We start from the raw sequence: 26,462 nt of genomic DNA, 5'->3' as shown, positions 1-26,462 counted from the left end.
TTTGTTACGCCAGCACCGCCTCGGCTTGCGCTGGCTTGGTCAAAAAGAAGCGGTCATGGAGCAGGTTCACCGCCTGGTGCGCATCTTCAGAGCGTACAACAACTGAGATGATGCGCTCTGTCGCCCCTTGGGCGATGGCCCGTATGTTGATCCCGTGGTCCCCCAGCAGTGAGAAGGCCTTGCCGGCAATACCCGGCTGCTGAATCATGCCGTTGCCTACCATGGCCACAATGCTCATGGGGGTTTCCAGGCTTACCGGGTGAATGAGTTCCTGGGCAATATCCTCGGCAAATTCTGCGGTCAAAGCGTGTACGGCTTTTGCGCCCTCTGTCTCTGCCAGGCCAATGGTGATGCTTTGCTCAGAAGAAGACTGCGTGATGAAGTACACATTGATGCTTTCTTGGGCCACCGCCTTGAACAACCGCATGGCCACGCCGGGCACCCCTACCATGCCGCTTCCGCTGAGGGTGAGAACGGCCATGTGGTCAATGCAGGAAATCCCTTTCACATTCTGCCTGCTGGGTGCCGGAGACGCGGTGATCAACGTGCCTTTGTGGCCTGGGTTGAAGGTGTTTTTCAGAACCAGCGGGATCTTGGCGGCAATGAGCGGGGCAATGGTGGGCGGGTACAGAACCTTGGCGCCAAAATAGGCCAGCTCCATAGCCTCCTCATAACTGAGCTCCTCAATTGAGAAAGCGGCGCTTGCCTTACGTGGGTCAGTGGTGTACATGCCGTCAACGTCTGACCATATTTCCAGCAGGTCTGCCTGGAGGGCGGCAGCGTACAGGGAGGCGGTGTAGTCAGAGCCGCCGCGGCCTAAGACGGTGGTTTTGCCTTCCGCGGAGCGGGCAATAAACCCAGGGGCAACGTAGAGGAGGTCTTCTGGCAGGCTCTGCTGAATATTGGTGTAGGTGACTTTCAGGTTTACCTTGGCGTTGAGGTAGTTGCTGTCTGTTTGAAGGTAGTCGCGGCTGTCTAACAGCGTGTTAGACAGGCCATGGTGCTGGAACGCCACTGAGACAATGGCAGAGGAGAGACGTTCCCCGTAGGCCATCATACGCGCCTTGGTGCTGTCACTCAGCTCATCCAGGAGAAAGATGCCCTTGCACACGTCTTCCATCTCCCTAAAGATCATTTTGATTTTGCCTTTGATGTCAATCTGGTGGCTCATGGGGATCAGCTCCTCAATGGCCGCCATGTGTTTGGCTTCCAGCTGCTCAAGGATTTCCTGGTAAGAGGCGTCATGGGCGGCGGCTCTCTGGTAAAGGCTGATCAGCAGGTCTGTTACCTTAGACATGGCAGAAACCACCACCACTTTTTTCTCAGAACGGTCTTTGGCCTGGATAATAGAAATTAACTGACGGATGGCATCTGCGTTGGCAACAGACGTTCCTCCAAATTTTAAAACCAGCATGTTGTTTGGCTTTTGATGGTAAATCAGATACGAGTGAACCTCTACAAAAGGCTCAGGTAGCCGGAATGGCAAAAGTGAATGGACGATATGTACAGTAAACCCCCTCCAGGGGTGGTAATAATAATGGTGCCGGTGGTGGTAGAGATAAAAGTAGAAGGCACGGCAGATGAGCCCGTCTGAACGGAAGAAAAAGGAAGTGCTATTTGGCGGCTGTTTTTCATCTGCGGGAGCAATATCTGAAAAGTTTTGAATGAAAAAGAATAAAATATGTGAAAATTTTATAGACTAACGGTTGTTATTGTTATTTCTGCAGCTGAAGCGGTATATCAACAGGTTCTCTTTACCTTTGCAGCAGCGGCTTTCCCGCAATAGAAAGAATACAATTTTGCGGTAGACACTACTTAATACCATCTGCCGCAACTAAAGCAGGGAAAGCACTGTTTAAATGAGTACAATAAATTCGTTTTCAGGCTATTTTTCTAAAAATAGGTCTAAAACAGAAATGAAAAAAGTGAGTTGGTTTTGGAAGAAATAGCAGACGTTAAAATTGCCTCAGTGCATACGGTTCCGGCAGATGGCACCAAGCTGCCTTTGATGGAGCATTTTTATACCATACAGGGAGAAGGCTACCACACGGGCAAAGCCGCCTATTTTATAAGGTTGGGGGGCTGTGATGTGGGGTGCCACTGGTGTGATGTGAAAGAGTCCTGGGATGCCAGCCTGCACCCCTTGACAGACACAGACTGGATTGTTCAGCAGGCGATCCAATACCCGGGAAAGGCGGTGGTGGTCACCGGCGGCGAGCCGTTGCTTTATAATCTGGATTACCTCACCTCAGAACTTCAGAAGCGGGGCATTCAAACCTTTATTGAAACCTCAGGGGCGTACCCGTTAAGCGGCATCTGGGACTGGGTGTGCCTTTCCCCCAAGAAGTTCAAGGCCCCCTCACCGGGCGTACTGGCCCACGCCGGGGAGTTGAAGGTGATTGTCTTCAATAAGAGTGATTTTGCCTGGGCAGAGGAGCACGCCGCCAACGTGAACCCCGAGACGCGCCTGTACCTGCAACCTGAGTGGAGCAAAGCGGCCCAGATCATGCCGCTGCTGGTGGAGTACGTGAAGGAAAACCCCAAATGGCGCATTTCGTTACAAACCCATAAATACCTGAACATCCCCTAAGCACATGCAGCGTTTCTGGCGTCTTTTTCTCATAAGTATCTTTATAGTAGGAGGGGCGGCCAGAAGTGCTGCCCAACCGGCTTCCGGCGTTTCTGCCAATGCCAAAGCCCAGAAGGCGTTTCAGGAGGGAATCAGGCATACCCAGAGCCGGAACTTCCCCAAGGCCATTGAAGCCTACTCTGAGGCCATTAAACGGGACCCGTCTTTTGGGCAGGCCTATCTGCAGGCGGCTGCGCTCTACCGTGTTATGCAACAACCCGAAGAGGCGTATCAATATTATGCCAAAGGGCTGACCTTGGTGACTCCCAGCCCGGCGTTAGCCAATGATTACCTCACGTATGCTGACCTGGCCTTTGAGCGGGGGCAGTACCAGGAGGCGGCCACTTATTATGAGAAACTCATTAGCGCCGGCAAGAACCCCAGACACCTCAAGCATGCCCAGCAGCAGCTCAGCAATGTGCAGTTTGCGCAGAAGGCCATGGCCAATCCCGTTGACTTCAAACCGCAGGCCCTGGGGGCGGTGGTAAACAAGTTTGGGCTCCAATACTCTCCGGTACTCACCGCCGACCAGCGGGCGCTGCTTTTCACCGCCCGGGAAGGGAATGGCCCCTTAGACGATGAGGACCTGTACCTGGCGTACCGGAAAGACGGGCAGTGGCAGGAGCCGGTGTCAGTGTCTGAGGCTATCAACTCAGAGCTGAATGAAGGGGCGGCGTCTATGTCAGGAGACGGCAGGGTGTTGGTTTTTACCACCTGCAACCGGAAAGATTCTTACGGGAGCTGTGACCTCTACATTAGTTACCGGCAGGGAAATAAATGGAGCAAGCCCCAGAACATGGGCCGCAATGTGAACACCAGCGCCTGGGATTCGCAACCCAGCCTCTCGGCCGACGGCCGCACCCTGTATTTCGCGTCTAACAGAAAGGGGGGCTTTGGCGCCGAAGACATCTGGGTGACCCAGCAGCAGGAAGATGGCTCCTGGTCCATTCCGGTGAATGTGGGCAAATCTATCAACACCCCGGGACGCGAGGCTTCCCCTTTTTTGCATGCCAGCGGCAACACCCTCTATTTTGCCACCGACGGCCTGCAGGGAATGGGCGGACTGGACCTCTTTATGGTGAACCGCGAAGGCAGTGGCTGGGGGACCCCTTCTAACCTGGGCTATCCGCTGAACACCCACCGTGATGAATCCTCTATCTTTATTTCCCCGGATAACACTACCGGGTATTACTCTGGGCAGACCACGGGTGGCGGAAAAGTAGAGGTGGCCTTGCTGCAGTTTGAGGTCCCCAGCGCCTGGAAAGGCAAGACTGTAAGCAACTTTGCCCAGGGCCGGGTCTTTGATGCCAAAACCAAACAACCCCTTCAGGCGCAGATCCAGGTCTATGATTTAGACTCGGCGGGGGTGGTGGCGCAGCAGGTGTCTTCAGATGAGACCACCGGTGAATACACCATTGTAGTGAACCAGGGGCAGCGGTATGCGCTGTATGTGACTGCTACCCAACATGTGCTGGAGAGCAGGCATATTTCTCCGTCCTCCACGGCTAAACCTCTGGCGCTGGACTTTTACCTTCAACCCCTGGGCAAAGGCGCTACGGCCGTTCTGAGCAATTTATTCTTTGATACCGGCAAAGCCTCCTTGCGCCCAGAGTCCAGAACTGAATTAGACAAGCTGTTCCAGTTCCTGAAGTCTAACCCAAAGATGCGGGTAGAAATTGCCGGACACACTGATAACGTAGGCCAGCCCGCTGCCAACTTAAAACTCTCTGAAGCCAGGGCCAAAGCGGTGGTCAGTTATTTAGTCTCAAAAGGTGCCCCTGCGGCAAATTTCCAGGCCAAAGGCTATGGCGAGGTGCAACCCGCCGCCCCCAATACCTCTGATGAAAACAGGCAGTTGAACCGGAGAATTGAATTGCGGATATTGTAGAGGTTTTTTAGGTTTGGTTTTCCGTTTTCGGCCTGTTTTCTGAAAAGTAGGCTGGAAACGGAATGTTCTTTTGTAGTGACTGGCTGTTCTTGTAGGTTCATTGCAAGCCCAGAATTGCCGGAATTATCTAAGCAGAAATTCTTTGCATAAAACGCTTGCCCAAAGCAGATTCTCCCCTTTCGGAAAGATAAAGAGGGGTGTTTACACAGGAGAGCACGCATTGCTAAGAATTCTTTTTCTATGGTGCGGAAGTTACTTCCATGACTTACCTCTTTAGTCACGGGCATAACTTCCGTGCCATTGTTGGGAACGCCATGACCGGCAGATGTAAACACCCCATTAGAGCTTCGCTCGCTGCCTCAAACTCTCATTCGGGCAATCCTCAAGGGGAGAATCAGTGTATTCAAAAGTTCTTTATGTAGGGGCAACGGCTTTATCTTGGTTTCCTATCACGGGGATTACAACCCCCCTGAGTACTTCTCTCCGGATGACAAATCCGGAAGTGCAGGCAGGAAAAGAGAACTGACGTTCCGTTTTCAGCCTACTTTTCAGAAACTAGGCTGAAAACGGGAATCTATCAATAACGTAAATACCAAAAACAGGAGAGCCCCAGCATTGTGCTGGGGCTCTCCTGTTTTTGTATACACGCTCAGATTAGCGCTCGCTCACTGTCACGTAGTCACGTTCAGTAGCGCCGGTGTACACCTGGCGCGGACGCCCGATTGGCTCTTTTGCTTCACGCATTTCTTTCCACTGGGCAATCCAGCCGGGCAGACGGCCCAGGGCAAACATTACCGTGAACATCTCAGTTGGGATGCCAATGGCGCGGTAAATGATACCTGAATAAAAATCTACGTTAGGGTACAGCTTGCGCTCAACAAAATAAGGATCAGACAAGGCGGCTTGCTCCAGTTCCTTCGCAATGTTCAGGATGGGGTCATTCACCCCCAGAGCCGTCAACACCTCATCTGCGGTTTTCTTGATGATAGTGGCGCGTGGGTCAAAGTTTTTGTACACCCGGTGCCCAAAGCCCATCAAACGGAACGGATCATCTTTGTCTTTCGCCTTGGCGATGTATTTTTTTGAGTCCCCACCATCTGCTTTGATGGCTTCCAGCATCTCAATCACCGCCTGGTTCGCACCGCCGTGCAACGGACCCCAAAGGGCGCTGATACCGGCAGAAACAGAGGAGTAAAGAGAGGCATTGGCAGAACCTACCAGGCGAACGGTAGAGGTTGAGCAGTTCTGCTCATGGTCTGCGTGCAGAATCAGCAGCTTGTTCAACGCATCTACCACCACAGGATTGATTTCGTAGTCCTCTGTAGGGTACGCAAACATCATGTGCAGGAAGTTGGAGCAGTAGTCCAGCTTGTTCTTGGGGTAGTTCACCGGGTGACCCACTGAGTTCTTGTAAGACCAGGCGGCAATGGTAGACAGCTTGGCCATTAACCGGATGATGGAGAGGTCTACTTCCTCTTTGGTCTGGTTCGGGTTCAAAGACTCCGGGTAGAAGGCCGTCAAGGAGCTTACCAGCGCAGACAATATCCCCATTGGGTGCGCATTAGACGGGAAGCCATCTAAAATCTTGCGCATGTCTTCATTTACCAGGGTGTGTACCTTGATCTGATTGGAGAACTGGTCCAGCTCCTGCTGCGAAGGCAGTTTGCCGTAAATCAGCAGGTAGGCAACTTCAATAAAGTTAGACTTCTCGGCCAGCTGCTCAATGGGATACCCGCGGTACCGCAGAATTCCTTCTTCGCCGTCAAGAAACGTGATGGCACTTTCTGTGGCGCCCGTGTTCTTGTAGCCGGAGTCCAGGGTAATATAACCAGTTTGCGCGCGTAAAGCCCCAATATCAATAGCTTTCTCGTTTTCGGTACCCGTTACTACCGGATACTTATACGATTTGCCTTCCAGAATCAGTTCAGCAAAATCAGACATAGTACTTATTTATAAGTGTTAGGATAGGTTTGTGTGCCTTGGGAGCGAAGTTAGACAATGAGGTTTAAAAAGAAAAATGTTATGCGGAACATACTTTTTTTAAAAACTGTCAAACCAATTCACCCCATGGCATCTTCTATTTCATTTACGGTAATGGGGTAAAAGAGTAGGAACACATGCGGGACCACCGGTTAAATTAGAATAATTCATTTTACCGCGCTGAGAAATGGTTGCAGCCTCTGAGAAAAGGGCTGCCAGTAACTTATAATCCCGCCTATTTGAACCAGGAGGCAAACTACGGGTGAAAACAGAAATAGGGATACATAAGTTTTGTCCTCTCTGCTGAACTCTCTGGGAAACAATTGTTAGTTAATTTGTAAATTTTCATTAACAGCCTTTTTTAAAAACCATATTTTTGGAAAAAAGGATGTGTGATATTATATTTTTAAAGTTTTACAAAATGTTTTGATATTTTCATAATAGTGTTTACCATTGTGCTATCAATTAGATACTTAGTGTCACTGATTTGCCTTACGCATGGAAATAACAAACAAAACTTTACCAGTCACCAAAGAAGACCTGAAGGCGATCTTTGTGACAGAAGAACAAATTCCTGAGGAATATTCCCTGAGCGCAGAATTACACCAGAAAGAATATCTTTCCAACGGGTTCATGAAAATCTGGAACGGCCCCAGCCATTTGGTTTATTCACCGGTGGCGGTTGCCCAGCCAAACGGGTCTTATCAGCGCAAACTCATAGGTACGTACCCTATCTGCACAGAGACAGAGGCGTTAGAAGCCTTAGACGCGGCGGTGGCAGCCTATGACAATGGGCGGGGCCAGTGGCCTACCCTCAGCGTAGATGACCGCATCACGTGCGTTGAGAATTTCACCCAGAAAATGATTGGGCAGAAAGACAGCGTGGTGAAGCTCATCATGTGGGAGATTGGCAAATCATATGCTGACTCTGTCAAAGAGTTTGACCGTACCGTTGAATATATCTATGCCACCATTGACGCTCTAAAGAATATTGACCGCCAGTCTTCCCGCTTTGAAATTGAGCAGGGCATTGTGGCACAGGTCAGGCGTTCACCGCTGGGGGTGGTGCTTTGTATGGGGCCGTTCAACTATCCGTTAAATGAGACCTTTACCACGCTGATCCCGGCCCTCATCATGGGCAACACTATTCTCTTCAAGCCACCCAAGCACGGCACGCTTCTGTTTTACCCACTGCTGAAGGCGTTTCAGGAAAGCTTCCCTGAGGGAGTGGTGAATACCATCTATGGCCGGGGGCATGCCATTGTGCCGGCCCTCATGCAGTCTGGCAAGGTGAACGTACTGACTTTGATTGGCTCCAGCAAAGTGGCCGATGAGTTGAAGAAGCTGCACCCTAAAGTAAACCGCCTGCGTGCCATCCTGGGGCTTGATGCCAAGAATGCCGCCATCATCACGCAGAACGCTGACCTCAAACTCTCTGTAGATGAGACAGTGCTAGGTGCGCTCTCCTTTAACGGCCAGCGCTGTACCGCCCTCAAAATCATATTTGTGCACCGCAGCAAGGTAGACGCTTTTCTGGAGCAGCTCACCGCCGCGGTTGGCAAGCTGAAATATGGCATGCCGTGGGAAAAAGGGGTGGCCTTGACACCGCTGCCTGAGCCGCATAAGCCGGCTTATTTACAGGAGTGCATAGAAGATGCGCTGGCCCACGGGGCCCGCGTGGTCAATGAGGGCGGCGGTACTTCCTTTGAGTCATTTGTGTACCCGGCCATTCTGTACCCGGTGAATGAGAAGATGAAGCTGTACCGCGAGGAACAGTTTGGTCCGTTGGTGCCCGTGGTGCCGTTTGATGATATTGAGGAGCCTATCCAGTACCTGATAGAATCTACCCACGGCCAGCAGGTGAGTATCTTCAGCCAGAACCATGAGGAGCTGTCACTTTTGGTAGATCCTTTGGTGAACCAGGTGAGCCGGGTGAACATCAATTGCCAGTGCCAGCGCGGACCAGACGTGTTCCCGTTCACCGGCCGCAAAGACAGTGCCGAAGGAACGCTGTCAGTGGTAGATGCGCTAAGGTCTTTCTCTATCCGGTCACTGGTGGCTACCAAACTCAATGAGAACAATAAGCAGCTGCTGAACCAGATTGTAAGTGACGGGAACTCCAACTTCCTGAGCACGAAATTCATCTTCTAAAGCCTACAAATGACTGCAGGAAAAAGCCGCCGGGGGAGCCCTCAGCGGCTTTTTTGTTTTCCCGGTTCCTGTTTTGGGGCTGTTTTTCCAAAAACAGCCCCAAAACAGGAATAAAAATTCAACATATAGACATTCAGATATAGACGCAGAGACTATTTATCCGTACACGAAACCCGGGAATTGAAAATCTACCTCTCCCTTGAAAAACGTCTACCTGAACCAAGTAACTATATGAGTCTTATTACCTATCCAGGCAATCCTTTCCCTTTAGGTGCCACCTGGGATGGCCAGGGAGTGAACTTTGCACTGTACGCCCCTAATGCCACTGGTGTGGAGTTATGCCTCTTCTCCAATATTGAAGATGGCACTGAAACGGCCAGAATTGAAATGCTGGAACGCACCTACCAGGTGTACCACCTGTATATCCCTGAACTTGAGCCGGGGCAGCTGTACGGCTACCGGGTGCACGGGCCGTATGAGCCGGAAAACGGACACCGCTTTAACGCGAACAAACTCCTGATTGACCCTTACGCCAAGGCGGTGGCGGGCACTGTGAACTGGCATGAGTCCTTGTTTGGCTATCAGTTTGGCCATGAAGACGAAGACCTCAGCTTCTCAGAGATGGACAGCGCGCCTTATGTGCCAAAGTCGGTTGTTATTGACCCCAGCTTTGACTGGGAGGGAGACACCCCCCCCAAGTATGGCTACTACCAGTCGGTGATTTATGAGGCGCATGTAAAGGGGTTCACCCAGATGCACCCGGAGATTCCGGAGGAAATCAGGGGGACCTATGCGGGTATTGCCCATCCGGCTACCATCAACTACCTGAAGGAACTGGGCGTCACGTCGCTGGAGTTGCTCCCGGTGCACCATTTTATCACTGACTGGTACCTGCAGGACAAAGGGCTCACCAATTATTGGGGCTATAACTCCATAGGTTTTTTTGCCCCAGATGTGCGGTACTCCAGCAGCGGTGTGCTGGGCCAGCAGGTCACCGAGTTCAAGAACATGGTGAAGGCCCTGCACAAAGCCGGCATTGAGGTGATTCTGGACGTGGTCTACAACCATACCGGAGAAGGCAACGAGAAAGGGCCAACCCTCTCCTTTAAAGGCGTAGACAACGCCTCTTACTACCGCCTGGTAGAAGAGGACAAACGGTACTACATGGACTACACCGGCACCGGCAACACGCTCAACGCCAACCTCCCCAGCGTGCTGCGCCTCATCATGGACAGCCTGCGCTACTGGATTCTGGAGATGCACGTAGACGGTTTCCGGTTTGACCTGGCCTCAGCGCTGGCCCGTGAGCTGCACGGGGTAGACAAGCTGAGCTCCTTCTTTGACATTATTCACCAGGACCCGGTGATCTCTCAGGTGAAGCTCATTGCCGAGCCGTGGGACGTGGGTGAGGGCGGCTACCAGGTAGGCAACTTCCCACCCGGCTGGACCGAGTGGAACGGCATGTACCGCGACTGCATGCGCGACTTCTGGCGCGGCGAGGAAAGCATGCTGGCCGAGTTTGCAAACCGCTTCACCGGATCATCTGATCTGTATTATGATGACTTCAGGAGGCCAACCGCCAGCATCAACTTCATTACCGCCCATGACGGGTTCACCCTGCATGACCTGGTGTCTTACAACGAGAAGCACAACGAGGCGAACGGCGAAGACAGCAAAGACGGTGATGACCACAACCGCTCCTGGAACTGCGGCGTGGAAGGCCCTACAGATGACCAATGGATCATTGACCTCCGGAACCGCCAGAAACGCAATTTTTTAGCCACTCTGTTTTTATCACAGGGCGTGCCCATGCTGGTGGCCGGTGATGAGATGAGCCGTACCCAGGGGGGCAACAACAACGCCTACTGCCAGGACAATGAGATCTCCTGGATTAACTGGCAGCAGGCAGACTCTTCTTTGATGGAGTTCACCAGAAAAATGATCCATTTCCGGAAGAACCACCCGGTTTTCCGCCGCAGGCGCTGGTTCAAGGGCCATGAGATTGAAGGGCTGGGGGTAGAGGACATTGCCTGGTTTTTACCCACCGGTGACACCATGTCTATGGAGCACTGGGATCAGGACCACGCCAAGTCGCTGGCCATTTACCTGAACGGGCGGGGCGTGCACACCCGCGGCCCAAAAGGCGAAATTTTAATAGATGACTCTTTCTACGTCATCTTCAATGCGTACCATGATTCACTGGAGTTTACCCTGCCCAATGAGAAGTACGGGAGCCAGTGGGAGGTAACCATTGACACCTTCCGGGATTTAGTGGAGCCGGAAAACCCTACTGTCTACAACGCCGGAGATACGTTTTTAGTAGAGGGCCGGTCAGTGCTGGTCTTGAAAAACCATGTGCATGAAACTGAAACAGAGGAGGCACCAGCCCATGAATAGCATCAACACAGGCAGACGCACGCTGGGGGTAAGCTTTCCTTCCGGCGGCCAGGCCGAAGTCTTGGTCTGGGCACCCAAAGCCGAGCTGGTGGAACTGACCCTAAATGAGGGCAACACCATTATCCCACTCAAGAAACAGGACTTGGGGTACTGGCATTTGGTGACGGGTGAAATTAAACCCGGCGACACCTATAAGTATAGAATAAACGAAGAACAGGAATACCCAGACCCGGCTTCGTTGTCCCAGCCCGAGAGTGTGCACGGTCCCTCACAGGCCGTAGACGTGGCCAGGTTCAAGTGGACGGATGACAATTGGCAAAACCTGCCGCTGGAAGACTATGTGCTGTATGAACTGCACGTGGGTACGTTCACAGAAGACGGTACGTTTGCCGGCTTGGAGGAGAAACTGGATTACCTGAAGGAGCTGGGCGTCAATGCCATTGAGATTATGCCCGTGGCGCAGTTCCCCGGTGACCGCAACTGGGGGTATGACGGGGTATTTCCCTTCGCTACGCAGAACAGCTATGGCGGGCCCAAAGGTCTGCAGAAGCTGGTAGACGCCTGCCACGCCAAAGGGCTGGCGGTGGTGCTGGACGTGGTGTACAACCACCTGGGCCCCGAAGGCAATTACCTGGGTGTGTACGGCCACTACTTCACTGACAAATACAACACCCCCTGGGGCCCGGCGCTCAACTTTGATGACGCCTGGTGCGACGGCGTGCGCCGCTATTTCACTGAGAACCTCCTGATGTGGTTCCGTGACTTCCACATTGACGCGGTGCGCATGGACGCCGTGCACGCCATCAAAGACTTCAGCCCCAACCACATTCTGCGGGAGATGAAGCAGCACGTGAACCAGCTCCTACAGGAGACCGGCCGCCCGCACTACATGATCGTAGAGCTGGACCTGAACGACACCCGCTTCATCAACCCCTTGGAAGAACAGGGCTATGGCATGGACGGCCAATGGATAGACGAGTTCCACCACGCCCTGCGCGTGACCATGACCGGCGAGCAAACCGGCTACTACTCAGACTTCAGTGGCATCAGTCACCTGGCCAAAGCCTACCGGGACGCCTACGTGTTCGATGGGCAATTCTCAGAGCACCGCAAAAAGACCTTCGGTATTAAAGCCGAAAACAACCCCGGAAAGCAGTTTGTGGTGTTTACCCAGAACCATGACCACGTGGGCAACCGCATGCTGGGCGAGCGCCTGGGCGAACTGGTAAGCTTTGAAATGCAGAAACTAGCCGCCGGGGCCGTCATTCTAAGTCCGTACCTGCCCATGCTCTGGATGGGCGAGGAGTACGCCGAGCCGCATCCGTTCCAGTACTTCGTGAGCCACACCGACCCGGATTTAGCAGAGGCCGTGCGCAAAGGCCGCAAAGCCGAGTTCGCCGACTTCCACGCCGAAGGCGAGGCTCCAGACCCCATGGCTGAGGAGACGTTCAACAACTCCAAATTGCAATGGGACTTGATAGGCAAAGAGCCGCACCAAACGCTGTTTAAGTACTACCAGACCCTGCTGCGCCTTCGCCGGGAACTGCCAGCCCTGAAGAACCTTGACCGCAAAGCTGTAGAGGCCGAAGCAGATGAGGCTACAAAGACATTGGTTCTGCGCCGCACCCATGAAGACCAGCAGGTGGTAGTCCTCATGAACTTCTCCCAGGAGCCGCAGCAAGTGACGGTGCAGTTAGGTGCCAAGCAGCTACAGTTGGTGCTAGATTCGGCTGCGCCCGAATGGAAAGGCCCCAAAGCCGCCGAAGCCACTGTGGCCGGTGGGGTAGAAGTAACCCTACAGCCAGAGAGTTTGGCGGTGTACAGCACCTCACCCCCCAGCCCCCTCTCCAACTGAGAGGGGGAGTCCCACTGACGCGTTTTCGGCCTGTTTTTAGAAAAACAGCTTAAAAACACACTGACAGCTTAAAAACACACTGTTAAAATAAAACATACATTGAAATAATCGTGCTGATACTCCCCCTTTGAAGGGGGCAGGGGGATGTTTACACAGGAGAGCACGCATTGCAGATAATTCCCCTCCTCGGAGGGGTAGGGGTGGGTTCAATGCGCCTGCCGCCGCATCGCCTCTTACTCAAAAGACCTCGCAGCGTCTTCCAGACCTGCGAGTGTCTGTGCCAACAGCAGGTTGCCAGAAGGAAACTCTCAGCTTACGGGTAATTGCACAGGCCGAAGCGGTAGCAACCTGATTGAACCCACCCCTTCCCCTCCCAAGAGGGGAGTTTCTGCACGAGTAAGAAAAGAGTAGCTCGTGTAAGGAATTAAAGAAGAGTTTCCATCTCAGTACCAACACCACATAAACCTAAAATCCTGTTTTCCACCTCTTTTCTGAAAAACAGGCCGAAAACAGAAACACATAAGCCCCTCTTTACGTGAGGGGTACAGCGGGTGACTCCATCCTGAGATCCACTCCATCAAAAGACAATACAAAATAGAACTATGCACAATCCTGTTGCCACGTACCGCTTGCAGTTTCACAAGGAATTTACCTTTGAAGCCTTTGAGCGCATCATACCATATTTACAGAAACTGGGGGTGAGTACCATTTATGCCTCGCCCATTTTTGCGGCCACCCCGGGCAGCACGCACGGCTATGACGGCACCAATCCGCACCGCATCAACCCGGAGATTGGCACCGAGGAACAGCTGAAAACGCTGGCTGGTTCTTTGAAAGAGCAGGGCATCAGCTGGCTGCAGGACATTGTGCCCAACCACATGGCGTTCCACCCCAACAACCCGTTTTTGATGGATGTTCTGGAGAAGGGACCGCTAAGTCTATATCATCAGTTCTTTGACATTAACTGGACCAGTTCGCTTTACCAGGGGCGGGTAATGGTGCCGTTTTTAGGCTCCAAGCTGGAGGAGGTTATTCAGAACAAGGAACTGCAAGTGGCCTTTGATGCGGTCCAGCAACGGCTGGTATTGAAATACTATGACAGCGCCTATCCGTTGAACCCTAAGTCTTATGAAGTCCTTCTGCGGGGCGAAGGAGAACCCAACCAAGCAATTGAACAGTTGCTGGAAAAACTGGACGAAGCCCACAAAGACGATGACCCGAAGGGCTTCTTCCTGAAGTGGGAAGAATTCCGGCAGCAGCTGGTGTCTTTGATGAAGAATGACACGGTGGCCTCCTCTGTTGAGGCGAGCTTGCGGGCGTTCAATGAAAATCCGGAGAAGCTGCAACAACTAGCCGAGCAGCAGATTTACCAGCTGTGCCACTGGCAGGAAACCGATTACCAAATCAACTTCAGGCGGTTCTTCACTGTGAACGGGCTCATCTGCCTGAACATACAGGACCCAGAGGTGTTCCATATTTACCACCAATACATCAAGCAGCTCTTAGATGAAGGAGTTTTCCAGGGCCTGCGAATTGACCACGTAGACGGCCTCTATGACCCAACCGGATATTTGCAACAGCTGCGGGAACTGGTAGGCGAGGGCACCTACATTGGCGTGGAGAAGATTCTGGAGCCGGGCGAACCCATGCCCAAGCAGTGGCCCATCCAAGGCAACACCGGCTATGATTTCTTGTCGTACGTGAATAACCTGTTTACCTATAAACCGGGGCAGGAGGCCTTTGATAAACTCTACCACCAGCTGGTAGGCGAGGGCGCGGCCGTGCACGACCAGATTCATGAGAAGAAAGCCTATATCCTCAATAACCACATGGGCGGGGAGCTGGAGAACTTGTACCAGCTGTTCCTGGAGCAGCGCCTGGTGGACGAGGAAGTGTTGAGCAGCGTGACGGGCGAGCAACTGAAAGCTGCCATTGGTGAGTTTCTGGTGCAGTGTCCGGTGTACAGGTATTATGGTAACCAGATGCCGTTGGACGGCGAGGAAGCCGAGGCGGTGCAAAACATCTTCAACAGCATAAGAGAGAGTAAACCCGAGTTAACGGGTGCGGTGGAGCTTTTGGAAAGAGCCATTCTGGGAGCTGCACCCGAAGGGGAAGATGACACGTACCTGCAGCGGTCCCAGCGGTTTTACCAGCGGCTCATGCAGTTTAGCGGCCCGCTCATGGCCAAAGGGGTGGAAGATACCATCATGTACACCTACAACCGCTTCATCGGGCATAACGAGGTAGGCGATGCGCCGGAGGCGTTTGGCGTAAGCCCAGAGGAGTTCCACCAGATTATGCAGGACCGCCAGCAGAATTGGCCGCTGTCAATTAACGGAACTTCTACCCATGACACCAAACGCGGCGAAGACGTGCGGGCGCGCCTGAACGTACTCACCGAAATAGCCGACTACTGGACCACCGCCGTGCAGGAATGGCGCGAACTGAACGCCGACCTGAAGCAGAACAATATGCCTGACGCCAACGACGAGTACCTCATCTACCAGACCTTGCTGGGCGCTTACCCCATGCCGGGGCAGGACGAGGACGACTTTGAGAACCGCGTGCAGGAATACATTCAGAAGGCGCTCCGCGAAGCGAAAGTCAACTCCAACTGGACCACACCCAACGAAGAATACGAGTCCGCGGCCAAAGCCTTCGCGGTGAAGTTGCTGGACAAGAGCCGTCCGTTTTGGAGCAGTTTTGAGAAATTCAGGTCAAAAACAACTGACTTTGGGATTGTGAACTCGTTGAGCCAAGTGCTATTGAAGTTTACCGCGCCGGGCGTGCCCGATGTGTACCAGGGCACCGAACTCTGGGACTTCAGCCTGGTGGACCCAGACAACCGCAGAGCGGTGGACTATGAGAAGCGGCAGGCCTGGCTGGAGGAACTGGACAGCATCGATTTGAGCAAGCTGGAAAACCTGTGGGAACACCTCTGGGTGAACCGCTATGACGCCCGCATTAAACTCTGGCTCACCCGCACCCTGTTCACTGAGCGCAAGAACAACGCTGACCTCTTCGCCAAAGGCGAGTATCTGCCGCTGGAAGTAGAAGGCGAAAGCAAAGACCACGTGCTGGCCTTCGCGCGTAAACACCTGCACACCTGGTATATTGTTGCGGTGCCCTTGCATTTAGCCGCTTTAGCGAAAGAGCTGGGCGTGGAAACACTGGAGCAAATAGACTGGAAAGACACCAAAGTCATTCTGCCTAAAGAGGCGCCTAAAGATTGGCAAGACACGCTGGTGCGCAGCAACGGCAGCTACGCGCATGAGTTGAGCGTGGGCGACCTGTTTGGGATATTCCCGCTGGCCTTGCTCAAGCTTAGAGCCAAGAATGAGCGCGGGGCGGGTATTCTGCTGCACATCAGTTCATTAACCTCACCGTTCGGGATTGGGGATATGGGGCCGGAGGCGCGGAACTTCGCCAACTTCCTGCAGGCCAGCAACCAGAAATATTGGCAGCTGCTGCCGCTCAACCCCATTGAGGCGGGGCAGGGCTATTCGCCGTACAGCTCCATCTCCAGCCGCGCGGGGAATCCGTTGCTCATTTCGCCGGAACTGCTGGCCAAGGAAGGACTGCTGAACGCAGAGGAACTGAGTCAATACCACCTTCCGCAGACGGGCAGCGTGGACTATGAGCAGGCCAAGCGCGTGAAAGACGAGCTGCTGGAGAAGGCCTGGCAAACGTTCAAGAACGGTGATTTCCCGGCGCTGCAACAGCAGTTTGTGGACTACTGCGGCACTGAGGCGGGCTGGCTTCATGACTTCGCGCTGTACGTGCTGCTCAAAGACCAGAACGGCGGCAGCGCGTGGTTCCAATGGGAAGAAAAATACAAGCAACGTGACCCCGAGGCGCTGGAACAGCTGGTGCAGGACCATGCCGAGGCCATTGAGAAAACCAAGTGGGTGCAGTTCATCTTCAACAAACAGTGGAAGCGCCTGCGCACTTACTGCAACAACCGTGGCATCCAGATGTTCGGGGATATGCCGTTCTACATAAGCTATGACAGCGTAGACGTGTGGGGGAACCGCGATATTTTTGCCGTGGACGAGGAAGGCAACATGACCGGCGTGGCGGGCGTACCACCCGATTCTTTCTCGGAGGATGGACAGCTCTGGGGCATGCCCGTGTTCAAGTGGGACGTGCTCAAAGAGCAGGGCTATGACTGGTGGATGGGCCGCCTGCGCAAGAACATGGAGCTCTATGACCTGGTGCGTCTGGACCACTTTAGGGCCTTCGCCGATTACTGGGAAGTGCCCGCGGGCGAGGAAACCGCCAAGAACGGCGAATGGAAACTAGGCCCCGGGGCCGATTTCTTCACCTTCGTGGAGAAGGAGCTGGGAAGCCTTCCGTTCATAGCCGAAGACCTGGGCGAAATCAACGACCTGGTGCTCAAGTTGCGCGATGATTTCAACCTGCCGGGCATGAAAATTCTGCAGTTCGCGTGGGGCGACGAAATGCCGCAGAACGACTACATGCCGCACAACTATGCCCGCAACTTCATTGCCTACACGGGCACCCATGACAACAACACCACGCTGGGCTGGTACCGCCAGGAAGGCAAACCGCACCACCAGCAGATTGAGCACTACGTGGGCCGTGAACTGAGCGAGCACGACATCTGGTGGGTGATGGCGCGCCTGGCCTACGCCTCTGTGGCCAAAACCGCAATTCTGCCCATGCAAGACGTGTTGGGCATTGACGAACAAGGCCGCATGAACACCCCCGGCCAAGGCCAAGGCAACTGGGGCTGGCGGTTAGTGCCGGGGCAGATTACCAAAGAAACCGAGAACCAGTTGAAGGAGTGGACTTGGTTGTATAATAGAGATTAGGAGGAAGAGGAGAGAGGAGTAAAGGCCGTGGGAGCGAAGCTTTCATGGCCTTTTTGTATATGACTAAAATTATGTTTATAATTAAAAAAATATACAAAACATATTAAAATATGAAAACCACAAAATCAACTGTATTTCCAACTTTAGATAATCATTCAATTGATATCTCTTTAACTTCAGCTGCTGAATTATATGCAGAGCCATCTGAATATCTAGAAGCCTTTAGTGGTATAAAGTTGAATCATATTAAGAGTCAAGTAGCTAGGATTCTTAATATGATAGGAAGGAATGGTATTTTTTCAGAGTATACAAAACATGATATAAGTCATATAGATAAGATGCTAAAAAGTTTAGACTGGATAATTCCAGAAGAAACTAAGGCTATTATGACTCCTGCTGATTGGTTAATGTTAGTTCTCTCAATCTACTTCCATGATTTAGGAATGTTAGTTACAAATGAAGAATTTGAAAAGAGGAGTACTTCAAGTGAATTTCTGCAATATGAGAAAAATGTTTATTCCGGTTTATACGGGTTAGACTACATGAAAAAAGTAGAAGCCTTGGATTCTGAAATAAAACCAAAGTTTCTTTATCAAGAGTTTGTAAGGAGCAAACATGCTGAAAGAATTAAATATTGGATTTTAGGAAGAAAAACAGATACACTAGGCGCCTGTGATAAAATAATCGGAGAAATAGATAATCTCCTTTCTCCTTTAGATGATAAGTTTAGAAAGGATTTAGCTTTAATTTGTGAGAGCCATCATTTGGATGATTTAAATGATTTTACAAAATATAAAAATGAATATAGATATGGTAATGATGATAAAGAGTCTGTAAACATACATTATTGTGCAATTATTTTAAGAACTGCAGACCTATTACATATCACATCTGATAGAACACCTAGTATTGAATTTAGATTAATTAATCCTTCTGATCCACTTAGTCAAGAGGAATGGTATAAGCAAATGGCTGTCAAAGCAGTAAGGCCTCAGGTTAAAAGGGATGAAAATAAAGTGCCAGATCCTTTATTACCTAAAGATACAATTGAAGTTACAGCATATTTTAAAGAAGCAAATCGCGCTAATGGTTTTTTTGGATTAATTTCTTATCTCTCATATGCTAAAAAACAATTACAAAGAAACTGTGAATGGGTAATTCAAGCCCAAAAGACACAGAATTCAAAATACTCATATCCATGGATAGATATTGATGAATCAAATATTGAGACAGAAGGTTTTGAGAAAAAGCTTTTTGAATTTAAACTTGATCAATCCAGGATTTTACAACTTTTAGTAGGTCATACCTTATACAATGATTCTACTGTTGTTTTAAGAGAATTGATTCAAAATTCAATTGATGCAGTTAGACTTCAATATTTAATTGATTTAAAGAATAATACAGGTTTAGATATAGGTAATATTTTTGTAAAATGGGATGATAGTGAAAGAACTCTTACAATAGAAGATACAGGAACCGGAATGACTCAAAAAATTATAGTTGAGCATTTATTAAAAGTTGGATCGTCAAGATACCAGTCAGAAGAATTCCAAAAAACTTTTCCTGAGTTCTCTCCTATAAGTAGATTTGGTATAGGAATTTTAACATGCTTTTTGATTGCAGATGATATAGAAATAATTACTTCAAGTAGTGATGAAGAATACGCTAAGAAATTGAGTGTTAGAAACGTTGATGGAAAATATTTGTTACAACATCTTAGCAAAGAAGAACTAAAGGAAGAACTTAGGAATCATGGAACATCAATTGCTTTAAAAGTCAGGCATGATGTAGATATGAAAGATATTGAAGAGAATATAAAGAAATGGATCCTTTTTCCGCCTTGTACAATTACGTTGGAGAAAAATGAAATAAAAAAGACAATAGGCTATTCACAACCGAAAGTTGCTCTTGAAACTTATTTAAAAGATGCAGGGTATGAGTTAGATAGTAAAAAAATTAAAGTTGTAGAAGTAGATTATGAAGGTATTACTTTAGCATATGCCTTGAGATATAATGATTTTTTTAGAGAATGGACTTTTTTGACAGGTGGTGTGAATGAAAAAAACAAGAATTCTTCACTTTATCCAATAGGGGTTTGTATTGAAGGGGTTAGAGTTGAATTCTCAAGCCCTGGATTTAATAATAGAAATATAATTTCTGTGGCAAATGCCACAGGAAAATCTGCTCCAAGTACAAATGTAGCAAGATCAAACTTTGAAATGTCTGAAGGTAAGGATTCCTTACTTGAAAAAATTTACTATTTATATGCTACTCATGTTAAAAATGAGATAGAAAATTTATACAAAGAACAAGGTTTTTCTTTGACTTGGGCAGCTCATGAAGCTAGTTTTATTCTTGGCCCTCTAATTAATAACGATGAAAGAGAAATTCAAAGAAAACCATTGCTTATGAAAGCATTGGGAGATACATCTGTTTTATTAGTTGAATCTGAATTAAATAGAGAATCTGTTTCTCCTAATTATGTACGTAACTTAAATTCCATATGGACTGTTGATTCCCATGTGTTTAAGTCTGCTGAAAGTTTGATAAAGGAAATACCCACTGCAAAATCAGTTTCAAACTTAGTAATGTCCCTTTATGGAAATGAAGGTTTGCTTATAGATGTAAAAGATAAAATTTTGTGTGGTTATAGTTCTTATAATAAGATGCATGATTATGCTTTGATGAATAAAATGGTTGATGTAATTAGAATTGATCATAACCAAAGACGTGTAGACTTAAGATGGAGCAATGTTGAAGAAAACTCTGAAAAGAAATGGTTAGAATTTGTTGTTGAACCAATGCATAGTAGACAGTTTGGAATTTTTGGTCGCTCTACTTCTAAAATATTTATTCAACTAGACGACTGTGATCTAGTGAATATTACGGATGAAATTGCAGTAAAATCAATGAAATATATATTTCTTTTTAAAGGAAATGAATTACACGATTATATAATAAAAACTTTAAAAGACTTTAATTTTGGAAACTCTGATGATGAAGAGGTTGCTTTAAAACGTTTTATGAATACTATAGCACTTCTTATAGAGTTGAAGGAGTCTAATAGACCAAACCTAGAGAAATTTTTAGAAGAAGTCTTCAAACAAGAAACAGGGATTGTGGATCAACCGCTAACACCTTCTGACTTTTTTGATAAAGTGAACAAAGAAGAGCTTTTTAAAATTTTAACAAAAACTAAATGGAATATATTTGATCCAATGGCATGGTCTAGGGACAATTTTCCTTTCTTTTATTTTTAATAAAATTTTTTTTTGGATTTTTTTTCTTTTTGACTTAATTGAATAATTACAATTACCTGTTATAGTTAATAATTATAATAATTTATGAACACTCCAAAGAAAAACATCTTCCTCCTCACCGTCCTGTTTTTGTTCACCATGACAGCAACGGTATTCGCCCAGGACGCACCCAAGCCGAAGGCCAGTCCGGCGCAAACGGCTACCGGGAAAGTAGGGGCCGCCAACATCACCATTGCGTACAGCAGTCCGGGGGTAAAAGGCCGTACCATCTGGGGCGAGCTGGTGCCGTATGGCAAGGCCTGGAGAGCGGGCGCCAATAAGGCCACGCTCTTCACCACCGACAAAGACATTAAAGTAGAAGGCAAAGCTTTGAAAGCCGGAACGTACAGCGTGTTCATGGTGCCGGGTGAGAAAGAATGGCAAATCATCTTCAACTCTGAGACGGGCCAAGGGGGCATCAAAGCGGGCGGAGTAGCCAACTTTGACCCCGCCAACAACATGCTCACCGTGAACGTGAAGCCTAAGAAAGCCGCCCAGATGAATGAGCGCCTAACCTATGACATCACCAACAAAGGCTTCTCATTAAAGTGGGAAAACCTGGAAGTGCCGGTGGCCATCAAGTAACCACGCCACTTATCGGGTAAAAAAGAGAGCGTCTGTTTTCGGCTTGTTTTTCATAAAACAGCCCGAAAACAGACGCTCTTTCTATGTCCAGTTCTAAGAGGCGGAACGGTCTTAACAACAGGCAGAAACCTCTGAAGTACATGGCCTCAACGGTACTTTCCCTCCAATTGCCTTGGCCAGGGTGGGAGCAGCCTTACTCCTGGTTGATCAATACACCCAGATACGCCAGGTAGAAAATCAGCAGAACCAAGCCTTCCCACCGGGCCAGCTGCCGCCCGCGGCCAATAAAGATGAAGAGGAACAGCAGGAGCCCCGCGGCTATGTTCACGGCTATATCTGTAAACGAGTTGGCGTTGACCGGAAGGGGAGTGACCACGGTAGAAATGCCCAAAATCAGGAAGATGTTGAAGATGTTGGAGCCTACCACGTTCCCAATGGCAATGTCTACGTTCCGTTTCCGGACCGCCACAATTGACGTGGCCAGCTCTGGCAGGGAGGTGCCCACAGATACCACCGTCAGGCCAATTATCCGTTCAGACAACCCGAAGGCCTGAGCCATGCTGGTGGCGCTGGTCACAATCAACCGGCCGCCAATGATGAGCCCGGCCAAACCCAGCGCCATGAACAGGATAGCCTTGAGGTAAGAGTAATTCAGCGTCTCGGTCTGTTCATCACCGGGGTTGTTCTGGGCGAGCTTGAGGTTGTACACCAGAAAAATCCCGAAGAACAGCAGCAGTAGTAATCCCTCGCCGCGGGTGATCACGTTGGCGGCGCTGCCGTCCAAGTACACATCATTGGCAATAATGAGCACCGCCACCGCCGCCAGCAAACTCAACGGGATCTCCAGCCACGTGGTATTGGTTTTCACAGTCAGCGGATAAATCACCGAGCTCACTCCCAGAATGGCCAGCACGTTAAAGATGTTACTCCCCAGCACGTTGCCCAGCACCATCTCGGTATTGTTGTTGAGGGCGGCAAAGAGGTTCACCACCAGTTCAGGGGCTGAGGTGCCAAACGCTACAATGGTCAGGCCAATGACAATGTTCGGGATACCCAGTTTCGCCGCCAGGCTAGACGCGGAGTCCACCAGTTTGTCGGCACCAAAGATGAGGGCTAGAAAGCCAGCCAGCAGCAAAAGAATGTTAATCATGGCTACACCATTAGGGTGGTTTCAGGAGGGACAGAAGATGTGTTTCCTGCGTACGTGTCTGAATCTAGGCAAACTTACCCTAAAAAAAGCAGCCTCCAAGCGCTTTTTGAAGTGAAGCGGTAGACCCTGGAGAGTTGTGGTGAAAAATTCCTTTCGGCCGCTGGCCGAAAACCCGGATTGGTACATGGCTGCAAAGGGAGGCGGCGCAGTGCATAGGAAACGGCAACTACCTCAGTACCCGCTGCTGGATCACAATTCCTGAAGCGCGCCAAAACCTATGGTGAAAGCGTCTGCTTGTGCCTTTGCGGTACTCCTGTTTTCGGGCTGTTTTTTGAAAAGTAGCCCCAAAACGCGGGCACCACGGCACGTATGGGCCATCGCTACGCTGCACCTCTAAATACCTGCCCCAATTGGTATGTGGTAAGGAGGGGAGTGAATTGACCCTACAACTGCCCCTGGAATACAAATCTAAAAGAGAGCCTTGAGATAAATTGTGTGGAACCACCCTTATCATCCCATTCCCCCTCCATACAGAAAATTCTCCTCCTGAGAGGGGTAGGATGGGTTCAACAGCTAATGACTTTCCTCTGGCCTCATTCAGAGTGAACCGCTTAGGCGGCCAAAGGCACCAGCTTCAGAGACGCAGCCAAACTAGAGACTCTTCCAGCCCAGGTTGCCGTAATAGGAGCCCACCGCCATGATGATGCAGGAAACAATCACGCCCAGGCTGGTGGCCAGAAATGCTTTTCTGCGCTCAATCTTAAGCACGTAGGCGGCAATGGTGCCCATGTACGCGCCGGTGCCGGGCAAGGGGATCATCACAAAGACCATCAGCCCCCAGAAGCCGTATTTCTCCACTTCGGCCCCCACGCCTTTCTTGGCCCGGCGCGAGAAATGCACTACGCCTTTGCGGTAGCGGCGGTTAGGCCACAGCTTGGCGCTGAAGGTGTCAATGAGCCACATGAGCAGCGGGAACACCAGCAGGTTGCCTGTCAGCCCCACCAGAAACGCCCAGCCCACGTGCAGGTCGTTCAGAACGGCATACGGAATGCCCGCCCTCGCCTCCCCAATGGGGGAAATACTCAGCAGAAAGGTATAAAGAATGATATCAAACATGGACGTGAAAACCGAAACCCAAAGTTCGGAAATTGCTTGATCTGTTGGTTACCGCAAGGCCAACTTTTCGCACAAGTTTCAGTAAGGGGAAGGTACTCACCCCAACCACAAGACGCGCCTATGGATTTTCTGTTACTCACCACCACTGAAATCAACCTTCAGACTATTCTGTCCCGCCTGTTGATCAGCACCGTGCTGGGCGGGTTGTTGGGCTGGGAGCGGGAGTCGCGGCGGCAACACGCCGGCCTGCGCACGCACATCATCATTTCAGTGGGGGCCTGTTTGCTCATGCTCATCTCGGTCTATATTCCGCAGACCTTCTCCAACTACACCAACGTTGACCCCGGCCGAATTGCCGCGCAGGTAGTCTCCGGCATTGGTTTTCTGGGGGCGGGGGCCATCTTCCGGTTGGGCACCAACACCCACGGCCTCACCACGGCGGCCACCATCTGGGCGGTGGCGGCGGTGGGGCTGAGTGTAGGGGTGGGCATGTATGGGGCCGCTGCCCTGGTAACGCTGCTGCTGCTCTTTGTGCTGGCTATCCTGGACAAGGTTGGGAAGCGGTTTTTTCTCAGCGGCTCCCTTAAAACCCTTAAGATCAGTTTCCAGTCGGTTAAGATTGAGACGGGCAAAATGTTCTCAATTCTGGAGAAGTACAAGATTACCACCAAGAACATCAGCCTGGTGCAGTCGCAGAACAAGCAGAACGCCAAGCTCCAGCTCTACGTCTTCGTGCCAGACAACCTCAACCTGAAAGACTTCTACAAAGACCTGAACGAACTCAAGAACGTAAACCAGATCTCGCTGGGCCACGCCACCTGATGCTACTGCAGGTGCGTCGCTGCCCTTGCCACTTCCCCTGCAAAAAATGCCCAGCCGCCGGGCCTCTACAATTCTTCCGGCTTCAGGGCAGGGTGCAGGAAAACCATGTAGGCTGCTGTAGGCAGAAAGTGGAAGGATGCTTTTGCTAGGTAAATGATCGTTAGCGAATGAGGCTGTTGAACGTTTTCCCGGTTTCTATGGTGACGGCCCCTGTCTGACTTGGGCAGGACGCAACCAAGGGCGTGTGTTTGCGTTTTGGGGCTACTTTTCCAAAAACAGCCCGGAAACAGAAGTGCAAATAGCTGAAAGCATAAGCAAACGTTTACGCCATCACCTGAACCTAAAAACTCTAATTAGCTACCCATACTAAAATGCTGTTGTAAAGTAAGATGCATGTATTAATCTGCCTTTTTACGAGAGGGGATGCCGGCCGCTGAAGTTTACATTTCAATAGGCAGGAGGCTTGGCGCGCATTGGGGAGTTTACCTTAGATACCGGTGGGCGTTTTTGGCCTGTTTTTCCAAAACTAGCCCGAAAACAGGAGCTGACTTCCCCAAAGAGATAAGAGCTAGTACTGCCTAACCGGGTAACTTTCGTATGGAAAGGGACGATTAACCTTTTGGCCATGATGCAAGAAACCCTTCGGCTCTTTGTAGCGGCGGCTTTGCCCCAAGATTTAAAAGAATACCTGGTGCAGGCGCGGCAGGCGTATGACGAGCCGGGCATACGGGCGGTGCCCACAGAGAACCTGCACCTCACGCTTTTCTTCCTGGGAAATGTAGCAGGGAGTGCCTTGGCACACATCCGCCAGACCTTGACGCAAGTGGCGCAACGCTATGAACCGTTTGTCCTGACCTTAGAGCAGGTAGAGCCAGTCCCGAAGCGAACAGCACCGCGCCTCATCTGGGCCCGCTTTGAACCTCACCCGGGTTTTACTCAGTTAAGCAGGGAACTCACACAATTGCTTTCGGCCACGCCGCCCAAACAGGAAAAGTTCATCCCGCACATCACCCTGTGCCGGTTCCGGAAAGACTTGCCAGTTCCTGCCCATCTGCCTTTGGTGACCCCGGACCAGAAAATGGTTTTCCCGGTGAACACTCTGGCGCTGTGGCAATCACAGCTCGCCTCGCCGCACCCGGTGTACACCATCATGGAGTCGTTCTGGTTGGGAGGGACGTAACAAGGTGATTCCTGTTTCCGGGCTGTTTTTGGGAAAACAGCCCAGAAACAGGTACAACCGCAAACACCCGCAGGTCCTCCAGTCGCTTTCATCCATTGCTGATTGGCAGTGGCGGATTGTTAAAGGAACTGAGGCTAGCTAACGTTTCGCCGGGAGCTGTAAAGAGTAAGCCATGCGTGCGACCTACCCTTTCCCCTCCAGGGAGGGGAGTGATCTGGAATGCGTGGGAGCAAGAGGCGTTTGACCGTAGATATGGCGCATGCGGGGATCAGAACGTGTCAACACCCGGACCTGCTGCCTGCGGATTTGCCATCCGCGGCGCCTGCAGATCAAACGTGTCGCCACGGGGGTTGCACATCCCCGTGTACTAGCTTCCGGATTGCAAATCCGGAAGAGCGCAATGGTGCAGAGACCAACAACCTGCAACAAGAAGGGAATTGATCAGCAATGCGTTCCCTCCTGTGTCAACATCCCCCTTCGCCCCCTTCAAAGGGGGAGTATTGGAGTGAGTTCTGGGTCCTGAGTCCTGAGTCTTGAGTCCTTCCTTTTTTCCTTAGGCAATTCAGTACGAATGA

14 protein-coding genes are annotated in these 26,462 nt (G+C 50.6%); 10 read left to right on the top strand and 4 right to left on the bottom strand.

Going from position 1 to position 26,462, the window contains the following annotated elements:
* Positions 1-4: 4 nt before the first annotated feature.
* Positions 5-1,414, bottom strand: a complete 1,410-nt coding sequence (locus FHS90_RS20520) for an aspartate kinase (RefSeq protein ID WP_182514396.1) — start codon at positions 1,412-1,414, stop codon at positions 5-7.
* Between the two features lie 594 nt (positions 1,415-2,008).
* Between FHS90_RS20520 and FHS90_RS20515 the strand changes: the two genes are divergently transcribed.
* Together FHS90_RS20515 and FHS90_RS20510 are read left to right on the top strand one after the other, a co-directional pair.
* Positions 2,009-2,590 carry a 7-carboxy-7-deazaguanine synthase QueE gene (locus tag FHS90_RS20515; protein ID WP_082893373.1) on the top strand — a complete coding sequence of 194 codons (582 nt, stop codon included), beginning with the start codon at positions 2,009-2,011 and terminating at the stop codon, positions 2,588-2,590.
* 4 nt (positions 2,591-2,594) lie between these two features.
* Complete coding sequence (locus tag FHS90_RS20510; protein WP_246387265.1) at positions 2,595-4,517, top strand: OmpA family protein; 1,923 nt, start codon at positions 2,595-2,597, stop codon at positions 4,515-4,517.
* Between the two features lie 654 nt (positions 4,518-5,171).
* On the opposite strand, the gene FHS90_RS20505 is transcribed toward FHS90_RS20510, so the two are convergent.
* Entirely contained in the window at positions 5,172-6,458 is a 1,287-nt protein-coding gene (locus FHS90_RS20505) for a citrate synthase (protein ID WP_066829453.1), read from the bottom strand.
* A 537-nt stretch (positions 6,459-6,995) separates the two neighbouring features.
* Here FHS90_RS20505 and FHS90_RS20500 point away from each other — a divergent pair.
* From FHS90_RS20500 to FHS90_RS20475, 6 genes are all read left to right on the top strand, one after another.
* Positions 6,996-8,648, top strand: a complete 1,653-nt coding sequence (locus FHS90_RS20500) for an NADP-dependent glyceraldehyde-3-phosphate dehydrogenase (protein WP_182514395.1) — start codon at positions 6,996-6,998, stop codon at positions 8,646-8,648.
* A 231-nt stretch (positions 8,649-8,879) separates the two neighbouring features.
* Entirely contained in the window at positions 8,880-11,045 is a 2,166-nt protein-coding gene (gene glgX, locus FHS90_RS20495) for a glycogen debranching protein GlgX (RefSeq protein ID WP_182514394.1), read from the top strand.
* The gene (treZ, locus tag FHS90_RS20490; RefSeq protein WP_246387263.1) at positions 11,008-12,900 is read left to right on the top strand and encodes a malto-oligosyltrehalose trehalohydrolase; all 1,893 of its coding nucleotides are present in this window, start codon (positions 11,008-11,010) and stop codon (positions 12,898-12,900) included. Before glgX ends, treZ begins: the two co-directional genes overlap by 38 nt.
* Before the next feature lie 602 nt (positions 12,901-13,502).
* The gene (gene treY / locus FHS90_RS20485; RefSeq protein WP_182514393.1) at positions 13,503-17,735 is read left to right on the top strand and encodes a malto-oligosyltrehalose synthase; all 4,233 of its coding nucleotides are present in this window, start codon (positions 13,503-13,505) and stop codon (positions 17,733-17,735) included.
* A 110-nt stretch (positions 17,736-17,845) separates the two neighbouring features.
* Positions 17,846-20,995, top strand: a complete 3,150-nt coding sequence (locus FHS90_RS20480; protein WP_182514392.1) for an HD domain-containing protein — start codon at positions 17,846-17,848, stop codon at positions 20,993-20,995.
* Positions 20,996-21,133: 138 nt separating this feature from the next.
* Positions 21,134-21,619: a DUF2911 domain-containing protein gene (locus tag FHS90_RS20475; protein WP_246387261.1), complete on the top strand. Its 486-nt coding sequence runs from the start codon at positions 21,134-21,136 to the stop codon at positions 21,617-21,619.
* Between the two features lie 193 nt (positions 21,620-21,812).
* On the opposite strand, the gene FHS90_RS20470 is transcribed toward FHS90_RS20475, so the two are convergent.
* Positions 21,813-22,769: a calcium/sodium antiporter gene (locus FHS90_RS20470; RefSeq protein WP_182514390.1), complete on the bottom strand. Its 957-nt coding sequence runs from the start codon at positions 22,767-22,769 to the stop codon at positions 21,813-21,815.
* A gap of 651 nt (positions 22,770-23,420) precedes the next feature.
* Entirely contained in the window at positions 23,421-23,885 is a 465-nt protein-coding gene (locus tag FHS90_RS20465; RefSeq protein ID WP_066829467.1) for a COG2426 family protein, read from the bottom strand.
* Positions 23,886-24,005: 120 nt separating this feature from the next.
* On the opposite strand from FHS90_RS20465, the gene FHS90_RS20460 reads away from it, so the two are divergent.
* Together FHS90_RS20460 and thpR are read left to right on the top strand one after the other, a co-directional pair.
* Positions 24,006-24,707 (top strand): MgtC/SapB family protein, encoded by a 702-nt coding sequence (locus tag FHS90_RS20460; RefSeq protein WP_182514389.1) that lies wholly within the window; start codon positions 24,006-24,008, stop codon positions 24,705-24,707.
* Between the two features lie 625 nt (positions 24,708-25,332).
* On the top strand, positions 25,333-25,887 hold the full coding sequence (thpR, locus tag FHS90_RS20455) for an RNA 2',3'-cyclic phosphodiesterase (RefSeq protein WP_246387260.1): 555 nt from the start codon (positions 25,333-25,335) through the stop codon (positions 25,885-25,887).
* Positions 25,888-26,462 lie beyond the last annotated feature (575 nt).

Origin of the sequence: Rufibacter ruber (assembly GCF_014138425.1) — a bacterium.
Taxonomy (GTDB): domain Bacteria; phylum Bacteroidota; class Bacteroidia; order Cytophagales; family Hymenobacteraceae; genus Nibribacter; species Nibribacter ruber_C.
This window is presented reverse-complemented; position numbering and strand designations above follow the sequence as displayed.

Excerpts from the sequence above, each read along its gene's own strand:
- FHS90_RS20520 (WP_182514396.1), bottom strand. The coding sequence starts at position 1,414 with ATGCTGGTTTTAAAATTTGGAGGAACGTCTGTTGCCAACGCAGATGCC.
- FHS90_RS20515 (WP_082893373.1), top strand. The coding sequence starts at position 2,009 with ATGGAGCATTTTTATACCATACAGGGAGAAGGCTACCACACGGGCAAA.
- FHS90_RS20510 (WP_246387265.1), top strand. The coding sequence starts at position 2,595 with ATGCAGCGTTTCTGGCGTCTTTTTCTCATAAGTATCTTTATAGTAGGA.
- FHS90_RS20505 (WP_066829453.1), bottom strand. The coding sequence starts at position 6,458 with ATGTCTGATTTTGCTGAACTGATTCTGGAAGGCAAATCGTATAAGTAT.
- FHS90_RS20500 (WP_182514395.1), top strand. The coding sequence starts at position 6,996 with ATGGAAATAACAAACAAAACTTTACCAGTCACCAAAGAAGACCTGAAG.
- glgX (WP_182514394.1), top strand. The coding sequence starts at position 8,880 with ATGAGTCTTATTACCTATCCAGGCAATCCTTTCCCTTTAGGTGCCACC.
- treZ (WP_246387263.1), top strand. The coding sequence starts at position 11,008 with ATGAAACTGAAACAGAGGAGGCACCAGCCCATGAATAGCATCAACACA.
- treY (WP_182514393.1), top strand. The coding sequence starts at position 13,503 with ATGCACAATCCTGTTGCCACGTACCGCTTGCAGTTTCACAAGGAATTT.
- FHS90_RS20480 (WP_182514392.1), top strand. The coding sequence starts at position 17,846 with ATGAAAACCACAAAATCAACTGTATTTCCAACTTTAGATAATCATTCA.
- FHS90_RS20475 (WP_246387261.1), top strand. The coding sequence starts at position 21,134 with ATGACAGCAACGGTATTCGCCCAGGACGCACCCAAGCCGAAGGCCAGT.
- FHS90_RS20470 (WP_182514390.1), bottom strand. The coding sequence starts at position 22,769 with ATGATTAACATTCTTTTGCTGCTGGCTGGCTTTCTAGCCCTCATCTTT.
- FHS90_RS20465 (WP_066829467.1), bottom strand. The coding sequence starts at position 23,885 with ATGTTTGATATCATTCTTTATACCTTTCTGCTGAGTATTTCCCCCATT.
- FHS90_RS20460 (WP_182514389.1), top strand. The coding sequence starts at position 24,006 with ATGGATTTTCTGTTACTCACCACCACTGAAATCAACCTTCAGACTATT.
- thpR (WP_246387260.1), top strand. The coding sequence starts at position 25,333 with ATGATGCAAGAAACCCTTCGGCTCTTTGTAGCGGCGGCTTTGCCCCAA.